The sequence below is a fragment of the Xanthomonas sacchari genome, from assembly GCF_040529065.1.
Lineage (GTDB): Bacteria > Pseudomonadota > Gammaproteobacteria > Xanthomonadales > Xanthomonadaceae > Xanthomonas_A > Xanthomonas_A sacchari.
In genome coordinates, this window is the sequence record NZ_CP132343.1 from 2588061 (window position 1) to 2606311 (window position 18251).

Here is an 18251-nt window from a genome sequence, read left to right on the forward strand (position 1 = left end):
CGCACCGCGCCATTCGCCGGCCATGGCCGGCGCCTGCGAGGACCTATGCCGCTGCGCGCCGCGCGCTGGCTGCTCGGCTCGGCGCTGCTGGCGCTGGCCGGTGCCGCCGCCGCGCAGCCGGCACCGGCCACGCACCGCGACAACGACCAGGCCACGGCCACCGCGGCCGCACCGGTGGTCAGCAACAACTACAGCTACGTGCGCTACCGCGCCGACTACGAGGTGCGCGAGGACGCCACCAGCGTGGAGACCGACGAGTACGAACTGCTGCTCAAGACCAAGGCCGGCGTCGACCAGTTCAGCCAGGTGCGGCTGGGCTACAGCGAGAAGCTGGAGACGCTGGAGGTGCTGGCCGCCTACACGCTGACCCCGGACGGGCTGCGCCACGACGTGCCCGCCGACAAGATCTACACCCAGGAGAGCTATTCCAGCGCGACGGCGGCGATGTACGCCGACCGCAAGGTCAAGGTGGTGGTGTTCCCCAACCTGATGCCCGGCGCGCGCCTGGTGTACCGGGTGCGCCGCACCCAGAACGTGCCGTACTTCCCCGGTTACTTCAGCCTGTGGGAGACCTTCAGCGTGTTCTCCCAGTACGACGACGCCACGGTGACCCTGGTGGCGCCGCGACGCCTGCAGATGCACCTGTACACTCGCGGCGTGCAGGGCAGCAACACGCCGACGATCGACGGCGAACAGGCCCGCTGGGAATGGCGCTACAGCCGCCGCGAACCGATGAAGAGCCAGAACTGGTCGGCGGCCACCTGGGAATTCAGCCCGACCATCATGGCCAGCAGCTTCCGCCGCTGGTCGCAGATGGCCCAGGCCTACCAGCACAGCAGCGCCGCCGCCGCGCAGGTCACGCCCAAGGTGCGCGCCCGCGCCGAGCAGATCACCGCCGGCATCGGCGACCGCCGCGCGCAGGCCGCCGCGCTGTACGAGTGGGTGGCGCGCAACATCCGCTACGTGGCGGTGTACCTGGGCAACGGCGGGCTGCAGCCGAACAGCGCCGACAGCATCCTCGACAACCACTATGGCGACTGCAAGGACCACACCGTGGTGCTGGAAGCGCTGCTGGCGGCCAAGGGCATCGCCAGCACGCCGGTGCTGCTCGGTGCGCAGGGCGGGCCGACCCTGCCCGAGGTGCCGGTGCTGGGCCGCTTCAACCACGCCATCACCTATCTGCCGGAGTTCAAGCTGTACGTGGACTCGACCAGCCCCTATGCGCGCTTCGGCCAGTTGCCGGCCGGCGACCTCGGCGTGCCGGTGCTGCACACCGCCGACGGCACCGTGGCGCGCACGCCGCCGGACGACGCCAAGGTCAACCGCTACCTGGCCGAGACCGACTACCGTTTCGCCGCCGATGGCAGCGTCAGCGGCATCACCCGCCTGGACAGCGGCGACGTCGGCGAGATCGGCCTGCGCACGATGTTCGTGCAGCTCAACGCGCAGAACCGCACCCGCATCGAGGAGTCGATCGTCGCCGCCTCCGGCTTCGACGGCAGCGGCGAGCTGCTGCTGCAGGGGGCGCCGCAGGACCTGAGCCGGCCGTTCGGCTACGCCTACCGCTTCCGCGCGCACGACTACGTGGACTTCGGCGTGGTCGGCGGCATGAGCCTGCCGCTGATGCCCGGCGCCGACTCGGTGCGCGGTGTCTACAGCACCGCCTCGGCCGAACGCAATCTGACCCCGTTCTACTGCAACGACAACGCACGCAGCGAGACCTACCGGCTGACCTTCCCGGACAGCGTGCCGATCATCGCGATCCCGGCCGACACCCATTTCCGCAACGCCGCCGGCGAGTACGCCGCCACCTGGGTGCGCGACGGACAGACCGTGACCGCCACGCACACGCTGCACCGGCGCGCGATCCACGGCCCGGCGGCGCTGTGCCAACCGCAGGACTACGCCGCCTTCCGCGAGCTGTACCAGCAGGTGCGGCGCGGCTTCCGCGGGCAGATCCTGTACGGCGACCTGCGCCGGATGCAGACCGGGCCGTAGCCGCGGCACGGCCGGCCACCTTCTGATCGCCTATTCAGGCGCGCCGCGTCACACTTCCCACACTTCATCCGGAAATCCATCCGCATGCTTCGCACACTCCGCTACACCGTCCTCGCCACCGCGCTGCTGGCCGGCTCCGCCTTCGCCGGCGCCCGCGAGGACCTCACCGCCTTCACCCGCGGGCTGAAGGGCCTGGACGGCCAGTTCGCGCAGAAGGTCTACGACGGCAAGGGCACGCTGAAGGAAAGCTCCAGCGGCCGCGTCGCGCTGTCGGCGCCGCGCCTGTTCCGCTGGGAGTACCGCAAGCCCTATACCCAGCTGATCGTCGCCGACGGCAGCAAGGTCTGGGTGTACGACCCGGACCTGAAGCAGGCCACGGTGCGCGCGCAGGGCAGCGAGGAGCAGAACAGCCCGCTGACCGCGCTGATCGACCCGGGCAAGCTCGACCGCCAGTACGACGTCAGCGAGGAGGCCGTGGCCCGCGACGGGCTGCAGTGGCTGACCATGACCCCGAAGGTGGACACCGAGGCCAGCTTCCAGATGGCCAAGCTCGGCTTCGACCGCAACGGCCTGGCGCGCATGGAAGTGGTCGACCCGGTCGGCCAGCGCACCGAGATCAGCTTCAGCGACTGGAAGCGCAATCCGGCCTTCGCCACCGGCACCTTCCGCTACGTCCCGGACAAGGACGTGGACGTGGTCGGCGACCGCTGAGCCGGTTGCCGCCGCGCACGTTGTCGGTGCGCGGCGGTTTGCCCGGTCAGTCCGGGCAGGTCTGCACTTCGATGCTGACGTGGCCCAGCGTGGCCACGCCCTGCAGGCGCGCGTGGTAGAACGCCGCCGGCCGCGGCTTGTGCGTCACCAGCGATACGATCGCCGCGTGCTGGCCGGGGCCGACCCGCCACACGTGCAGGTCGGCGATACGCTCGTCGTCCTGCTCCAGACGGTCGCGGATCTGCGCCTGCAGCGCCGCCGGCGCCGAGGCGTCGAGCAGCACCGCGCCGGTGTCGCGCAGCAGCGCCAGCGACCAGCGTGCGATGACGATGGCGCCGACGATGCCCATCAACGCATCGGTCCAGGTCCAGCCCAGGTACTTGGCCAGCAACAGGGCGACGATCGCCATCACCGAGGTCAGCGCGTCGGCCAGCACGTGCATGTAGGCCGAGCGCAGGTTGTGGTCGGCGTGCGCGTGGCGATCGTGGCTGTGCGCGGGCGCGGCATGGGCGTGCGCATGCCCATGGTGATCGTGCGGGTGGTGATGGCCGTGACTGTGCGCGCGATCGTGATCGTGATCATGTCCATCGTGGTGCGCGTGCGCGTGGTCGTCATGCCGATGCTTGGCATGGGCATGGCCGTGTTCGTGGTGATGGCCGTGACTATGGCCGTGCCCATGCCCATGATCGTGGTGGTGATCGGCGCCCAGCATCCAGGCGCTGAGCAGGTTCACCAGCAGGCCCAGCGCCGCGATCCACAGGGCCTCGTCGTAAGCGATGTGCACCGGCTGCGCCAGGCGCAGTGCCGACTCCACGCCGATGCCCAGGGCGATCAGCGCCAGGATCAGCGCACTGGAAAAGCCCGCCAGGTCGCCGACCTTGCCGGTGCCGAAGGTGAAGCGCGGGTTGTGCCGGTGCCGGCGCGCGAACCAATAGGCAAAGCCGGCCAGCGACAGCGCGCCGGCATGGGTGGCCATATGCAGGCCATCGGCCAGCAGCGCCATCGAGCCGGTCCACCAGCCGGCGACGATCTCCACGAACATCATCGCGGCGGTCAGCGCCACCACCGACCAGGTGCGGCGCGCATTGCGCTCGTGGCGCGTGCCGAGGAAGTCGTGCTGATGGGTGAACGCGTCCAGGGTGTCGTGGTGGCTCATGGCGGGGGCGGCCGGGCAGGGAGGCGCCGCGATTCTAGCGCTGGCGTCGGTGTCGCGCAGGCCTGCGGCACGGCGTGCACGGGCCGCGGCGATAGAATGGGCACATGGCCAAACGCAGACCCTTCGCTTCCGATGCCCCCGACCTGCTGAGCGTGGACCGCGAGGCCATGCGCCCGCTGGCCGAGCGCATGCGTCCGCGCACGCTGGACGAGATGGTCGGGCAGAAGCGCCTGCTGGCGCCGACCAGTGCGCTGCGCCGCGCGGTGGCGTCCGGCCGGGTGCACTCGATGATCCTGTGGGGGCCGCCGGGCTGCGGCAAGACCACCCTGGCGCTGCTGCTGGCGCAGTACGCCGAGGCCGAGTTCAAGGCGATCTCGGCGGTGCTGTCCGGCCTGCCGGAGGTGCGGGGGGTGCTGGCCGAGGCCGCGCAGCGTTTCGCCGACGGGCGCCGCACGGTGCTGTTCGTCGACGAGGTGCATCGCTTCAACAAGGCGCAGCAGGACGCGTTCCTGCCGCACATCGAGCGCGGCACCATCCTGTTCGTCGGCGCCACCACCGAGAATCCCTCGTTCGAGCTGAATTCGGCGCTGCTGTCGCGCTGCCGCGTGCACGTGCTGGAGGCGGTGTCGCCGCAGGACATCGCCGAGGCACTGCAGCGGGCGCTGCACGATCCCGAACGCGGGCTCGGCGCCGAGCCGTTGCGGGTATCCGATGCGGCGCTGCTGGAGATCGCCGGCGCCGCCGATGGCGACGTGCGGCGCGCGCTGACCCTGCTGGAAATCGCCGCCGAACTGGCCCAGGACGAGGGCGGCGAGATCACCGCGCAGACCCTGCAGCAGGTGCTGGCCGACCGCACCCGCCGCTTCGACAAGGGCGGCGAGCAGTTCTACGACCAGATCTCGGCGCTGCACAAGTCGGTGCGCAGCTCCAATCCGGACGCGGCGCTGTACTGGCTCACGCGCATGCTCGACGGCGGCTGCGATCCGTCCTACCTGGCGCGGCGGCTGACCCGCATGGCGATCGAGGACATCGGCCTGGCCGATCCGCGCGCGCAGTCGATGGCGCTGGAAGCCTGGGACATCTACGAGCGCCTGGGCAGCCCCGAAGGCGAACTGGCCTTCGCGCAACTGGTGCTGTACCTGGCCAGCACCGCCAAGTCCAACGCCGGCTATGCCGCGTTCAACCAGGCCAAGGCCGAGGTGCGCGAGACCGGCACCCAGGAAGTGCCCCTGCACCTGCGCAACGCACCGACCAAGTTGATGAAGACCCTGGGCTACGGCGCCGACTACCAGTACGACCACGATGCCGAGGGCGGCATCGCCCTGGACCAGACCGGCTTTCCCGATGCGATGGGCGAGCGGGTCTACTACCGGCCGGTGGAACGCGGCCTGGAGATCAAGCTCAAGGACAAGCTCGACCGCCTGCGCGCCGCGCGCGAACAGGCGCGGGCTGACAAGTCCGGGCGATCGGCTTCATAATCGGCGCACAGGAGATGGCATTCCTCCTCGAACCGCCCGCAGCACTGCGCGCTGATGATGCCTGCCCAACCCCCGCCGGGGTGGCAGGCGTGCGCCCCGGCATCGTCCTTGTGGAGAATCCGATGCCCGTTCCTTCTCGTTTTTCTGCTGCGGCTCCCGCGTTCGTTTCGCGGAGGCGCGCATGAACCTGACCCTGTGGTGGCAGCAACTGCTGCTGGCGATGGCCGGCGGCGCGGTCGGCTCCGGTTTGCGCTTCGCCGTCGGCAGTGCGCTGCTGCAGCGCTACGGCGCTGGCTTCCCGTGGGGCACGCTGGCGGTGAACCTGGCCGGCGCCTTCGTCGGCGGCTTCCTGCTGGTGTGGATCGAAGGCCGCGGCGCCAGCGCGCCGTACTGGCGGGCGCTGCTGATCGTCGGCCTGGTCGGCGGGTTGACCACGTTCTCCTCGCTGATGATGGAAAGCATGGTGTTCGTGCGCAACGGCCGCCTCGGCATGGTGCCGCTGTACCTGGCGATCACCGTGGTAGCGGGGCTGGTGCTGGTGTTCGCCGGCGCGCGCACCGCCGCGGAACTGCGGCCGCCGACGCTGACCGCCGATCGCTGAGCGAGGCGGGGCGCCTAGCCTAATGGGGCGCCTAGCCCAACAGGGCGGCGCCCACGCCCAGCGGCGGCGCCAGCAGCGCCAACGGCACGATCAGCCGCGGCCGGTACGGCAGCAGGCCCAGGGTCAGCAGCGCCGCGCTGGCGCTGAGCGAGCCCACCCACAGCACCGGGCCGATGCCCCAGCCGCGCGCGGCGACGCAGCAGGCGAATGCCGCGCCCAGCAGCAGCCAGCCCGCGGCCTGCAGTTGCCGCAGGCGCGGCGCGGCGGCGCGGCGCGCGCCGTACAGGTCGAGCTGGTGCTTCTCCATGCCCAGGCACAGCGCGACGAACCCGGAGAAGGCCAGGCACAGGCCGAGCACGGTCATGCGCCCTCCGTGGCCAGCACCGGCTTGGCCGATCCGCCGCGTTCGCGGGCGCGGCGTTCGGCCGCCGACAGCGGCGGTTGCCAGCGCTGCATGCGGCGTGCGGCCAGCGCCAGGGCCACGCCGAGGAACAGGCAGACCAGGTCGAACCCGGCCAGTGCCCAGTCGCCGGCCAGCAGGCTCACGCCCAAGTGGGCCTCGGTGGTGAGGGCGTTGAGCAGCGGCAGCAGGCCGAACAGCGCCGCGCCGGCATACAGCTGCCAGGCCCACATCGCACGCTTCGGCCACACCTGGGCCGCGATCAGCGCCGCGGCCCAGGCCAGGAAGAACACCGCCGCTTCGTTTTCCGGGCGCGATTCCAGGTGCAGCGGCAGCAGCCGGTTGCCCCAGAAATACGCGGCGAAGGCGATCGGCAGCCCGGCCACGGTGCCGATGTTGAGCGCGTCGACCAGGCGCAGGCCCAGGCCGATGCGTCCGGCCTTGGCGTGCTTGGGCCGTTCCTTGACTGCCCACAGGATCGCGCCGCTGGCCACCATCAGGCAGCCGAGCAGGCCGCAGCCGAAGAACAGCCAGCGCAGCCAGGGGCCGGCGAAGTGGGCCAGGTGCAGGCCATACAGGGTGCTGCGGGTCTCGGCGGCGGCGCCGAGTTCGCCGCTGCGGCCCAGGATCTGCCCGCTGGTCGCGTCCAGCAGCAGCGAGGGCGTGGTGTAGCTCAGGCGCTGGCCGTCGCCCTGGCGGATCTGGATCGCCGCGGCGGCGTCGCCGGCGTTGTACACGGTGAAGCCGGCGATCGGCGCCTGCGCGCCCCATTCGCGGCGCGCCACGTCCAGCAGTTGCGCGATCGGCAGCATGCGTCCGGGCGTGCCGCTGGCCTCGCGCAGGTTCTGCGGCTCCTGGAACGCTTCGGCGTAGAACGCCTGCTCGGCGTCGGGGTAGGCGGTCTTGATGCCCCACGGCAGATACATCAGCATCAGCGTGACCAGCCCGGTGTAGGTGATCATCGCGTGGTAGGGCAGGGCCAGCACCGCGCTGGCGTTGTGGAAGTCCAGCCACGAACGCTGGCCCTTGGCCGGGCGGAAGGTGAAGAAGTCCTTGAAGATCTTCTTGTGGGTGATCACGCCGCTGATGATCGCCACCAGCATGAACATCGCGCAGAAGCCGACGATGTAGCGCGCCCACAGTGCCGGCATGTAGTGCAGGTCGAAGTGCAGGCGGTAGAAGAAGTCGCCGCCGCGGGTCTCGCGGGTCTGGCTGGCCTCGCCGCTGACCGGGTCGAGCAGGGCGTTGCCGAACAGTTCCTTGCGGCTCGGGCGGCTGCCGTCGGCCGGCGGCGGATTGCGCCAGAACAGGTCGGTGAACGGCGCGCGCGGGTTGGCCAGCGACACGAACCACTGCGGCGACTGCGGCGCCTCGCGCTGCAGCAGCGCCACCGCGCGTGCGGCGACCACGTCGGTGCTCGGCTGCGTGCGCGGCAGTTCCGGGCGCATCCACTGGCTGATCTCGTTGCGGAAATAGCTGGCGGTGCCGGCCATGAAGATCAGCAGCAGCACCCACGACACCAGCAGCCCGCTCCAGGTATGCAGCCAGGCCATCGATTGGCGGAATCCCTGCTTCATGGCGCGTGCTGCTGCAGCCAGGCGATGGCCAGCGCCATCGGCGCCAGCAGCGCGGCGATGCCCAGCCAGGCGCGCCCGGCGCTGCGCGCGGCGAACGCCCACAGTGCGGTGCAGGCGCAGACCAGGATGCCGACCATCATGCCGCTCAGCACCGCCTGCGCACGCAGCGACGGCCACAGCAGCGGCAGCAGCACTGCGGCGGCTGCGGCCAGCGCGTAGCCGCCGACGATGGCGGCCACGGTGCGTGCCAGCACGCCCAGCCAGGGCGGCAGCCCGCGCGAGGCGGCGGTGGGCGGAGTGGAGAGGCGCGGCGGCGCTGGCGGAAATGGGTGCATGGGGCCCGTCGGGAGAGGCACCGGCTTGGCGACAGGGCTAGGCGGAGCGGAGGGCGGCGAAAGATGCCGGATCAGTTAATGATACGCATTCCTATCTTTCCGGTGCAAACGTAACCGGCGTTTTTATGGGCATCGGACGCATCGCTCGTCCTGCCCGATCCGGGTCGGCGCGGGTCTCATGTCGGTGCCCCGAGGCGATGGGTCGGAAGCCGCGACGTCTTCAGGACGACAGCCATGCCGGGCGGGATTCACCACTGGTGCGCGGAAGGCGCGTCGGCGGGCAGACCTGGCTAGGCGGACTTGCGTCGCGGATGGGTAGGGAATTTCCGACAAACGGGCGCGGCGTTTGGCGAGCGCCAAACCTTAAATTGTGTGATGAAATTCACAAATCGAGCTTCGCTGGTCATGTCCAACCACCCCGCGAACTCGATGCCGACGCGCAAGCAAGCGCTCCACGGCGTCTCGTTTGCGCACCCACTCTATCGCATCCGGATCACAAGGAAGTCGCATCATGGAAAGTTCGTTGATTCACGCGCTTGGCCGCCTGTCCTGTCTGTCGCGCCGCACCGCGTCCGCGCTGCTGTGCCTTTCGCTGCTGTTGTTGTCGTTCCACGGCCACGCCGCGCCTGTGCCGGGCGGTTCGTGGCAGAAATCGTGCAAGAACGCGAGCATGAGCGGCACCCAGCTCGGCGCCGACTGCAAGACCGGAACCATCAGCCTGTTCGGCGGCGGTAACGGCTGGCGATACACCATCATCCAGCGCACCGATCTGTGTTCGGGCGATCTGAGCAACGACCATGGCCGGCTGAAGTGCAATCGCGGCATCTACACCTCGAGCCTGCCCGCGTCGGCCAACAAGACCTGCGACGATGTGTTTCGCGACAAGGGCGTGCTGTACGCGATGTGCCGCAAGAAGAGCGGCGGCTACCGCACCAATGCGCTGTTCCTGCAGACGCAATGCCTCTCGGCCGTGAACAACGACGGCACGCTCTCCTGCTCGACGGCGCCGCCAGCGTGCACGCCGACCATCTCGGCCGTGGCGGCGAACAAGGGCTTCATCGTGCACGGCAGCTGCTTCCTGCCGAACCATGCGGTGTACTTCCGCTATGTCGACAACAACCTCAAGAACGTCTTCGGTCAGGGCAGCGCCAACGCCGCCGGCAGCTTCGATTTCAACACCGGCGCGATCTGCGTCTACCCAGGTCCGGTGGCGATTTCCGCCAACGACGGGCGCAGTTCCAGCAGCGACGTGACCGGTACCTTGTGGAGCAATACGGTCGTCATGACCTGTCCGTAACCGGAGGGGGCGCATCCGAACGTGCGCCGCGGCCGGTGCTTCGGAATTGTCGGTCTCGTCGATCGGCACCGGCGCCGCTTCGCGACGGACTGCACCTATCGAAGGAACCACGTGGCTGCGTGCAGCCGCGTGGTTTTTCTTCGAATGCCCGGGAACATCCGCCGCGAACACGTTCAGAGCGACATGGCGTACGCGGTACTGCGGCGCGTTGGCTTCAGCGCGGCGTGGTCGTCGCTGCTGTTGGTGCGGTCAGCATGGTCTCGGCAGCGGCGATCTTCTGCGCCACCGCCTCGCGCAGCGGCGACGCGGCGGGCAGCAGGGTCGACAGGTGGCGCCAGTCGCCGGCCGCATCGGCGTAGCGCTGCTGCTGGAAGGCGGCGATGCCGCGCATCCACAGCGCCCGCTGGTTGTCGGGTTGCTGCGCCAGGACCCGGTCGAGCATGGCGCGGGCGGCGTGGCCGACGGCCAGATCCGCGTGTTGTGCCATGTCGGTCTCCGCCCAACCGAGCAGTGCCTCGACGTTGTCCGGGTCCAGGCGCAGGGCCTGCGCGTAGGCGCGCTGCGCGTCCTGCGGTCGCCTCGCCTGCTGGGCGTCCCAGGCCTGCTGCAACACGTCCTGCAGCGCTCGGTCGTTCGGATCCACTGCGGACGGCGGCGGCTGCAGCGGCACACCGGCCAGGGCCGTCGGGGTGCCGACGTGCCAGTAGAGGCCGGCGCCGAGCAAGGGCAGGAGCAGCGCCAGCAGCAGCGCCACACCACGCTCCGCGCGTGCGCCGGTGTGGTGCATGAGCAACGGGCGCAGCACCGCGAACAGGGCGATGCTCAGCATCGCGGCGGCGGCCAGGACAAAGCCGGGCATCACCAGGCGTCCTCTGCGTCCGGTTCCGCCGTCGCGGTGCCGATGGCGCGACGGCGCTGGCGCAGCGTCGCCACGATCACGCCGGCGCCGCCCAGCAGCAACAGTGCCGGCCCGAACCACAGCAGCCAGGTGCCCGGCGCCAGCGGCGGGTCGTACAGCACGAAGGCGGAGTAGCGATCGACCATGTACTGCTTGATCTGCGCATCGCTGCGCCCGGCCTGCAGTTGCGCGAACACTTGGTGGCGCAGGTCGCGCGCAAGGGTGGCGTCGGAATCGGCCAGGTTCTCGTTCTGGCAGACCAGGCAGCGCAATTGCGCGGTCAATTGCTGGAAGCGCTGCTCCTGCGCATGGTCCTTGAAGGGTAACGGGTCGACCGCCTGGGCGAAGGCCGGCACTGCGCCGCCTATCACCCAAAGCAGCACCAGCAACCGCCACCACCGCATGCGCCGGGGCGTCCGTGCGACGAGGACGCTCATCGCCGCGCTCCGCCGAGCGCGGCAACCGCTGGGCGCACTTCGTCGGCCAGCACCTGCGGCGTCAGCACGCCGACGTGCTTGTAGCGGACCACGCCCTCGGCATCGATCAGGAAGGTTTCCGGGGCGCCGTACACGCCCAGGTCGATGGCGCGCTGGCCGTCGGCGTCTACCAGCACCAGCGCATACGGATTGCCGCGCTGCGCCAGCCAGGCGGCGGTGTCCTGCGGATCGTCGCGATAGGCGTAGCCGACCAGGGTCACGCCCAGGTGCCGCGCCTGCGCCATCAGCAGCGGATGCTCCTCGCTGCAGGCCATGCACCAGCTGCCGAACACGTTGAGCAGATACGGATGGCCACGCAGCGCCTCGCTGCCGCTGCGCAGGTCCGGGCGATCCAGGCGCGGCAGCGCAAACGCCGGCACCGGTTTGCCCAGCAGCGGCGAGGGCACCTCGCGCGGATCGTGGCTGCGGCTCCACCACAGGCCGAATCCGAACAGCGCGGCCAGCAGCACGAACGCGGCCAGCGGCAGCAGCCGGCTCATGGCGCAGCTCCGGCGAGCGCGGCCGGCGCGGTAGCGCTTGTCGCAGCCGGCTGCGCACGCAGGCGGCGCGCGCCGGCGCTGACGAAACCGCCGAGCATCATCAGCAGGCCACCGGCCCAGATCCAGCGGATGAAGGGCTTGTCGTACAGGCGTAGGGTCCAGCCGTATTCGATGTGCTGGTCGTCGACCGGCTCGCCGAGCGCGACATACAGGTCGCGCAGCACGCCGGCGTCGATCGCCGCCTCGGTCTGGATCCGCTCGCTGCTGTACAGGCGCTTCTGCGGGTGCAGCACCGCCACGACGGCGCCTTCGCGCAGCAGGCTCACCGTGCCTTGTTCGGCTTTCCAGTTGGGGCCATCGATCAACTGCACGCCATCGAAGCGGAAGCTGTGCGCGCCGATCTGCGCGCTCTGGCCGGGATCCAGGCGCACGTCGCGTTCCACCGACAGGCTTTCCGACAGCAGCACGCCGGCCACGAACACCGCGACCCCGGCATGCGCGAGCAGCATGCCGGCCAGTTCGGCGGGGAAGCGGCGGCCACGCGGCGCGCGCCAGCGGGTCAGCGCATACAGGGCGGTGCCGACGCCGACCCAGGCCGCGGCGGCGACGCCGGCCACCGCACGCAGCGTGCCCGCGCTCAACAGCCATGCCAGCAGCGCGCAGCCGAGCGCGGCCAGCCCGGCGCGGGCGGCGACCGCGCGCAGTGCGCCGGGTTCGGTGCGGCCCCAGCGCAGGTAGGGGCCGAACGGCAACAGCAAGACCACCGGCAACATCAGCAACGGGAACAGCAGGCCGAAGTAGGGCGGCCCGACCGAAATCTTGCCCAGCCGCAGCGCATCGCCGAGCAGCGGGAACAGCGTGCCCAGCAGCACCATCGCCGCGGCCACGCTGAGCATCAGGTTGCCGACCAGGATCGCGGTCTCCCGCGACAGCGCGGCGAACGGCTTGCCCGCGGCCAGGCGTGGCGCGCGCAGTGCGTACAGCAGCAACGAGCCGCCGACCACCAGCACCAGGAAGCCGAGAATGTACAGGCCGCGACGCGGGTCGGCGGCGAAGGCATGCACCGAGGTCAGCACCCCCGAGCGCACCAGGAAGGTGCCCAGCAACGACAGCGAGAACGCCAGGATCGACAGCAGCAGGGTCCATGCGCCGAGCGCGCCGCGCTTCTCGGTGACCGCCTGGGTGTGGATCAGCGCCGCGCCCACCAGCCACGGCATGAAGCTGGCGTTCTCCACCGGGTCCCAGAACCACCAGCCGCCCCAGCCCAGCTCGGCATAGGCCCACCAGCTGCCGGCGACGATGCCGGCGCTGAGGAAGCCCCAGGCGACGTTGGTCCACGGCCGCGCCCAGCGTACCCAGGCCTGCTGCTGCTCGCCGCCGAGCAGGGCGGCGATGGCGAAGGCGAAGGCCACCGAGAAACCGACGTAGCCGGTGTACAGCACCGGCGGGTGCAGCACCATGCCCGGGTCCTGCAGCACCGGGTTGAGTTCGCTGCCGTCGCGCGGCATCGGCGACAGCCGTACGAACGGGTTGGAGGTGAACAGGACGAAGGCCAGGAAGCCGCTGGAGATCAGCCCGAGCACGCCGAGCACGCGCGCGGCGAACGCTTCCGGCAGGTGCCGGCCGCTGCGCGCCAGCGCCACCGTCCACAGGTTGAGGATGGCGATCCACAGCAGCAGCGAGCCTTCATGCGCGCCCCACACCGCGGCCAGCCGGTAGTACCAGGGCTGCGCAAGGTTGGCGTTGGCGGCGACGTAGCGCACCGAGAAATCCAGCTGCAGCAACACGTAGCCGAGCAGGCCGAAAGCCAGCCAGGCGAAGCCGGCCTGGGCGTAGGCGGCCGGCCGCGCCACCGCCATCCAGGCGCGCTGGCCGCGCCAGGCGCCGAGCAGCGGCAGTACGCCCTGCACCAGCGCCAGCAGCAAGGCCAGGATCAGCGCGCACTGGCCGAGTTCGGCGCTCATGGCGCGGCGCTCCCGATGCGGCGGGACGTAACCGGACTCATGGCCGCGCCGTGATCGCAGCCGCCGCCGCGGCGGTGCGAGCGGTCTTGGCGCGATCGGCATGCGCCTGCGCCATCGCGTCCTTCAGTTCCTGCGGCATGTAGGTCTCGTCGTGCTTGGCCAGCACCTCGGTGGCGACGAAGCGCGCACCCTGCATTGAGCCGGTGGCGATCACCGCCTGGTTGTCGCGGAACAAGTCGGGCAGGATGCCGGTGTAGGCCACGGCGGTGGCACCGGCCTTGTCGATCACGGTGAACTGCACCTGCAGCGAATCGGCGCTGCGTGCGATCGAGCCGGCCTTGACCATGCCGCCGAGCCGGAACACCCGGTAGTCCCGGGCCGCGCCGGCCTGCACCTGGCTGGGGGTGAACAGGTAGCTGATGTTGTGCTGCAGGGCCAGCACGAACAGGCCGGTGGCCAGCGCTGCGGCGCCGAGCAACAGCAGCACCAGCAGCAGGCGGCGCTTACGGGTGGGATGCATCGCGAACTCCAACAGCGGCGGCGTTGTCGCGGACGCGCCGGGCCCGTTCGCGCGTCACTTGCGCACGGATGTCGGCGAGCAGGCGACGCTGGCGGCGGCGCGGCAGCACGCTGTCCAGGAGCAGCACCACCAGGGCCAGCGCGTACGCGCTCCACACGTAGACGGCGTAGCCGCCCATCGCCCAGAACCCGCTCATGCCGCGTGTTCCGCTGGCAGCGGCATGGTGTCCGCTGGCGACGCCGGCACCGGCGAGGACTGCATGGCGATCGCCCGCACCCAGGCCTTGCCGCGCTCCAGCGCCAACAGGTCGGTGCGCAGGCGCCCGCACAGGCTGGCGACGTAATAGCACTTGCTGGCGACCACGCCGGTCAGCAGCGGCCACAGCATCGACAGCGGCATCGTCGACGGGCCGAGCACGCGCACCGTGGAGCCCTGGTGCAGGGTGTTCCACCACACCACCGAGTAATGCACGATCGGCAGGTTGATCAGCCCGACCAGCGCCAGCAGCGCGGCGGCGCGCGCGCCCTGGCGCGGATCGTCGATGGCGCGGTGCAGGCCGATCACGCCCAGGTACAGGAACAGCAGCACCAGTTCCGAGGTCAGCCGCGCATCCCAGGTCCACCACGTGCCCCACATCGGCCGGCCCCACAGCGAGCCGGTGCACAGGGTGACGAAGGTGAAGGCCGCGCCGATCGGCGCCGAGGCCATGCAGACGATTTCCGCCAGTTTGATCCGCCACACCAGCGCGACCAGGCCGGCCATGCCCATCGCCGCGTAGACGAATAGGCTCATCCACGCGCAGGGCACGTGCACGAAGATGATGCGGTAGGCATCGTGCTGCTGGTAATCCGGTGGCGCCAGCACCAGCCCGCCGTAGGCGGCCACGGCGCCGAGCAGCATGGCCGCGGCCAGGCTCCACGGACGCACCGCGCCGGCCACGCGATAGGCCGTCGGCGGCGCGCCGAGCCGGTGCAACCAGAGCGGGATCCAGGAACGCATGGCGATGACCTCAGCGGGCGAGGGGCGCGCTGCGCGGCAACGCCTGCACCGCGGCGGCGGCGTCCACCTGCAGCAGCCCGTCGCGTGTGCGGCTGGTGCGCAGCAGCAGGTCGTGCACGCTGCGCGCATCCAGTTGCGGCGCCAGCGCCAGCAACAGCGCGACCACGCCGCTGACGTGGGCGGTGGCCATCGACGATCCGGAAGTGAAGTCGTAACCGCCGTTGGGCTGGGTGGTGAGGATGTCCTCGCCCGGCGCGCTGAGCACGCCCGCCGGCGCCGGTGTGGCGGTGCTGCTGCGCACCACGATCACCCCGGGAATGCCGTCGGGAAATCCGTCCAGGCGGCCGTTGGGCGGCATCGCTGCGACCACGATGCGGCCCTCGCGCAGCAACTGTTCCAGCAGCTTGCGCAGCAGCGGGTCGGCCGGACCGCCGAGGCTGAGGTTGATGATGCGGGTGCGGGTGTCGCCGATCGCCGCCAGCGCCTTGGCCAGGGTGAAGGAGTTGCAGCCGGCGCCGGCGCCGGGGCGCTGCGGATACCAGCAGGCCTTGTACACGTCGAGCATCGCCTTCGGCGCGATGCCGACGATGCCCAGGTGGTTGTTGCTGCCGGCGGCGATGATGCCGGCGACCTCGGTGCCGTGGTGGTCGCGGTTGAACGCGCCCGGGTCGGCGGCGACCAGGTCGCGGGTGTTGCGCAGGCGCCCGCGCAGGTCCGGGTGCGCGGTGTCCACGCCGGTGTCGACGATCGCCACGTCCACGCCCTGGCCCTGGCTCAGCGCCTGCGCGGTGGCCGCGTTGGTGGCGGCGAAGCCGCGCTGCATGTCCACGTAGGGATCGTTGTAGCGCAGCGGCTGCGTCGGCGTCGCTGCGGCCTGGCTGTCCGCGGAGTACGTGCCGAAGTCCTGCAGCGGCTGCGACAGCGCCACGCGGTCGTCCTTGGCCAGTTGCGCCAGCAGCGCGGCGCGGTCGCTGCCCGGTGCCGGCTCCAGCACCACGCAGTACAGCCCCAGCGCCTTGATTGGCCAGCCGGCGACCTCGCGCAGGCCGTAGCGCTTGTTCAGCGCGTCCAGGGTGGCCACCGCCTGGGTGCCGGCGCCGTAGTAGCGGGCCGAGGCGTAGCCGAGCAGGTTGGAGCCGGCGTGGCGGCTCGGCGCGGCCATCGGGTTGGCCACGGCGAGGACGATCTGGCGCTGGCTGTCCAGCGCCGGCGACGGATCCAGGCTCGGCGCCTTGGCCGCTGGCGCAGGATCGGCGATCGCCGCCGGCGCGGCATGGGCGCAGGCGCCCAGGCCCAGGCAGGCGACGAGCAGGCAGGCAAGACGCAGCTTCATGGCGCGGCGATCGGCTCCGCCAGGCGGATGCCGGCGGTGGCGCGCAACTGCTGCACGCTGCGCTGCGGCTGCGCCGGCGACCCGGCCTGGGTCGGCACCACAGTGTAGGCGCCGGCGGCATTGGGGCCGCCGATCACCCGCAGTTGCAGCTTGCGCAGCAGCGCGTCCCAGTCGGCCAGGGTCATGCGCGCGTCCGGGACCACCCGGATCGCATCGGCCGCCAGCGGCTGCGCGGCATCGCTGAGCGTGCGGTAGGCGGTGCTGCGCTCGTGTTCGGCGGACAGGCGCAGGCCCAGCACGCCCAGGCCCACTGCCTGCAGCAGGGCGGCGGCAACCAGCGCCCGCGTGGTCCAACTGGCGCGGCTGCGCTGCGGCCGCGGCTGTGGGACCGGCGCGTCCAGGCGCTGCAGCAGGCGCTGCAGGCCGGCCTCGGCGTCCACCGGCACGTCGCTGGGCAGGGTCATGGCCATGCGCAGGCGGCTCTGCTGGGCGAACTCGGCGCTGCAGTGCCGGCACTTGGCCAGGTGCGCCACCAGCCACGCGTTCTCTTGTTCCGTGGCGCTGTCCTGCAGCACCCACGGCATCAGTTCCCAGGCATGCGCGCACTCGTTGCCCGGCTCGTTGAAGCCCGTTTTCATCACGCGCTCTCCGTCAGCGTGGACGCATCGCCGGCCAATCCCGGCAACACGTTGCGAAGCTTGACCCGGGCATGGAACAGCCGGGCCTTGATGGTGCCCACCGGGCACTGCATGATCGTGGCGACCTCTTCCAGCTTGTGGCCGAGGCCGTAGACCAGTTCCACCACCAGGCGCTGGTCAGCCGACAGGCGGTCGAGACCCTTGCCCAGCCAGTCGCGCAGCTCGCGGTCCTCGTCCGGGTCGGCCGCCGCGGCGTGGTCCTCGGCCATCGCGCCGTCGTCGATGGCGTCGTCGCTGTGGTGGCGGATCGCCTTGAGCCCGCAGCGGTAGGCGATGCCCATGATCCAGGTCGAGACCTGCGAGTCGCCGCGGAAGTCGCCGGCCTTCTGCCAGACGATCCAGAAGCAGTCGTTGATCGCTTCCTCGATGATGTCCGGGCGCCGGGTCAGCCGCGACAGGAACCGGCACAGGCGGCCGTGGTAGGCGCGGTACAGGCGGGCGAGCGCCTCGCGGTCGCTGGCCGCCATGCGCCGGAGCAGCATGCGGTCGGTGGCATCGCCGAGCAGGTCGGTGTCGTTCATGGGAGCAGGTGTGGCAACGGGCACCGGTATGTGCCGGGGCGGCACGGAAAGGTTGCGCTCGCCTCAGAAGCTGCGGGAGACGCTGGCCACCCAGGGCCACAGGCCGCGGTCGGCATAGCCGGTGCGGGCGTTGCTGAACACACGGTCCACCTCCAGGCTCCAGCGCCCGGCGTTCCAGATCAGCCCGGCGTGGCCGTAGCGATAGTGCGCCGTGTACTCCAGTCCGTACAGCGCCGGGGGCGCCTGGCTGACGCCGGCGCCCACCGACAGCGACAGCGGGCCGGTCAGCGGCTGGTGCGCGGTCAGGTCCAGCGCCCCGTACCAGCGCTGCCGCAGGCCGCTGTCGGGCATGCGGAAGGCGGCCAGCGACAGGCTCAGGCGGTCGCGGTAGCTCCAGCCGAGGCTGACTTCGTCGCGGTTGAACAGGCGGTTGGCACGCCCGCCGGGGTAGCGGTACAGCAGCGCTTCGGCCTGCAGTTGCCAGCTGTCGGACAGGGTCCAGCTGCGCGACAGGCCGAAGCTGCTCATCAGCACAGTGCCCGGCGCGTCCAGCGCCACGCTGGCCGAACCGCTCAGCGACCAGCCCGGCGCGGGCAGCCAGAACAGCGCGCCCTGCAAGGTCGGGGTGCTGCGGGTCACGGCGATGCCGCGGTCGACCAGTTGCGAGCTGATCCCGGCGGCGCCGCCGATGTCGCCGGCCGTCGCGGCAGGTGCGTGCAGGGCGGCGAGTGCCAGGCCTGCTGCCAATGCTGCGCCGGCGCCTGGACGCACGGACGCGCGTGCGCTCAG

At 70.9% G+C, this 18251-nt stretch carries 20 protein-coding genes and 1 riboswitch; of the genes, 5 read left to right on the forward strand and 15 right to left on the reverse strand.

What is annotated here, in order from left to right; translation table 11 throughout:
* The first annotated feature begins 45 nt into the window (after positions 1-45).
* Together RAB71_RS10960 and lolA are read left to right on the forward strand one after the other, a co-directional pair.
* On the forward strand, positions 46-1998 hold the full coding sequence (locus RAB71_RS10960) for a DUF3857 and transglutaminase domain-containing protein (protein ID WP_244170794.1): 1953 nt from the start codon (positions 46-48) through the stop codon (positions 1996-1998).
* 84 nt (positions 1999-2082) lie between these two features.
* Positions 2083-2709, forward strand: a complete 627-nt coding sequence (gene lolA / locus RAB71_RS10965) for an outer membrane lipoprotein chaperone LolA (RefSeq protein WP_010341718.1) — start codon at positions 2083-2085, stop codon at positions 2707-2709.
* Between the two features lie 46 nt (positions 2710-2755).
* Here the strand turns inward: lolA and dmeF are convergent, their stop codons facing one another.
* Positions 2756-3865 (reverse strand): CDF family Co(II)/Ni(II) efflux transporter DmeF, encoded by a 1110-nt coding sequence (gene dmeF / locus RAB71_RS10970; RefSeq protein ID WP_010341717.1) that lies wholly within the window; start codon positions 3863-3865, stop codon positions 2756-2758.
* Positions 3866-3969: 104 nt separating this feature from the next.
* Here dmeF and RAB71_RS10975 point away from each other — a divergent pair, with 104 nt between their 5' ends.
* Positions 3970-5343, forward strand: coding sequence for a replication-associated recombination protein A (locus RAB71_RS10975; RefSeq protein ID WP_010341716.1), 1374 nt, complete (start codon positions 3970-3972; stop codon positions 5341-5343).
* A 1-nt stretch (position 5344) separates the two neighbouring features.
* A riboswitch (Fluoride riboswitch) is annotated at positions 5345-5414 on the forward strand.
* Between the two features lie 110 nt (positions 5415-5524).
* Entirely contained in the window at positions 5525-5944 is a 420-nt protein-coding gene (gene crcB / locus RAB71_RS10980; RefSeq protein WP_010341715.1) for a fluoride efflux transporter CrcB, read from the forward strand.
* Between the two features lie 31 nt (positions 5945-5975).
* Here crcB and RAB71_RS10985 read toward each other — a convergent pair whose 3' ends face one another.
* Genes RAB71_RS10985 through RAB71_RS10995 form a run of 3 tightly spaced genes read right to left on the reverse strand, consistent with a single transcriptional unit; the run spans position 5976 to position 8256 of the window.
* Complete coding sequence (locus RAB71_RS10985) at positions 5976-6308, reverse strand: DUF3325 domain-containing protein (protein ID WP_010341714.1); 333 nt, start codon at positions 6306-6308, stop codon at positions 5976-5978.
* Complete coding sequence (locus tag RAB71_RS10990; RefSeq protein ID WP_041500180.1) at positions 6305-7921, reverse strand: PepSY domain-containing protein; 1617 nt, start codon at positions 7919-7921, stop codon at positions 6305-6307. The genes RAB71_RS10985 and RAB71_RS10990 overlap by 4 nt, the downstream gene beginning before the upstream one ends.
* On the reverse strand, positions 7918-8256 hold the full coding sequence (locus tag RAB71_RS10995) for a DUF3649 domain-containing protein (protein ID WP_010341712.1): 339 nt from the start codon (positions 8254-8256) through the stop codon (positions 7918-7920). Before RAB71_RS10995 ends, RAB71_RS10990 begins: the two co-directional genes overlap by 4 nt.
* A gap of 466 nt (positions 8257-8722) precedes the next feature.
* Here RAB71_RS10995 and RAB71_RS11000 point away from each other — a divergent pair, with 466 nt between their 5' ends.
* Positions 8723-9553, forward strand: coding sequence for a hypothetical protein (locus RAB71_RS11000; protein ID WP_353940047.1), 831 nt, complete (start codon positions 8723-8725; stop codon positions 9551-9553).
* A gap of 214 nt (positions 9554-9767) precedes the next feature.
* On the opposite strand, the gene RAB71_RS11005 is transcribed toward RAB71_RS11000, so the two are convergent.
* From RAB71_RS11005 to RAB71_RS11055, 11 genes are all read right to left on the reverse strand, one after another.
* The gene (locus RAB71_RS11005) at positions 9768-10412 is read right to left on the reverse strand and encodes a tetratricopeptide repeat protein (protein ID WP_010341710.1); all 645 of its coding nucleotides are present in this window, start codon (positions 10410-10412) and stop codon (positions 9768-9770) included.
* Positions 10412-10855, reverse strand: coding sequence for a cytochrome c-type biogenesis protein (locus RAB71_RS11010; protein ID WP_234006654.1), 444 nt, complete (start codon positions 10853-10855; stop codon positions 10412-10414). Before RAB71_RS11010 ends, RAB71_RS11005 begins: the two co-directional genes overlap by 1 nt.
* Positions 10856-10884: 29 nt before the next feature.
* The gene (locus RAB71_RS11015; RefSeq protein ID WP_010341708.1) at positions 10885-11427 is read right to left on the reverse strand and encodes a DsbE family thiol:disulfide interchange protein; all 543 of its coding nucleotides are present in this window, start codon (positions 11425-11427) and stop codon (positions 10885-10887) included.
* Complete coding sequence (locus RAB71_RS11020; RefSeq protein ID WP_104609515.1) at positions 11424-13391, reverse strand: heme lyase CcmF/NrfE family subunit; 1968 nt, start codon at positions 13389-13391, stop codon at positions 11424-11426. Before RAB71_RS11020 ends, RAB71_RS11015 begins: the two co-directional genes overlap by 4 nt.
* Before the next feature lie 37 nt (positions 13392-13428).
* Positions 13429-13911, reverse strand: a complete 483-nt coding sequence (gene ccmE / locus RAB71_RS11025; protein ID WP_010341704.1) for a cytochrome c maturation protein CcmE — start codon at positions 13909-13911, stop codon at positions 13429-13431.
* Entirely contained in the window at positions 13895-14107 is a 213-nt protein-coding gene (ccmD, locus tag RAB71_RS11030; protein WP_010341703.1) for a heme exporter protein CcmD, read from the reverse strand. Before ccmD ends, ccmE begins: the two co-directional genes overlap by 17 nt.
* Positions 14104-14910 (reverse strand): heme ABC transporter permease, encoded by an 807-nt coding sequence (locus tag RAB71_RS11035; RefSeq protein ID WP_010341702.1) that lies wholly within the window; start codon positions 14908-14910, stop codon positions 14104-14106. The genes ccmD and RAB71_RS11035 overlap by 4 nt, the downstream gene beginning before the upstream one ends.
* A 10-nt stretch (positions 14911-14920) precedes the next feature.
* A complete protein-coding gene (locus tag RAB71_RS11040) occupies positions 14921-16243 on the reverse strand; it encodes a S8 family serine peptidase (protein ID WP_010341701.1) in 1323 nt (440 codons plus the stop codon).
* On the reverse strand, positions 16240-16881 hold the full coding sequence (locus tag RAB71_RS11045; protein ID WP_010341700.1) for a hypothetical protein: 642 nt from the start codon (positions 16879-16881) through the stop codon (positions 16240-16242). The genes RAB71_RS11040 and RAB71_RS11045 overlap by 4 nt, the downstream gene beginning before the upstream one ends.
* A complete protein-coding gene (locus RAB71_RS11050) occupies positions 16881-17462 on the reverse strand; it encodes an RNA polymerase sigma factor (RefSeq protein WP_010341699.1) in 582 nt (193 codons plus the stop codon). The genes RAB71_RS11045 and RAB71_RS11050 overlap by 1 nt, the downstream gene beginning before the upstream one ends.
* A 63-nt stretch (positions 17463-17525) precedes the next feature.
* On the reverse strand, positions 17526-18209 hold the full coding sequence (locus RAB71_RS11055; RefSeq protein WP_010341698.1) for a hypothetical protein: 684 nt from the start codon (positions 18207-18209) through the stop codon (positions 17526-17528).
* Between the last annotated feature and the right edge of the window lie 42 nt (positions 18210-18251).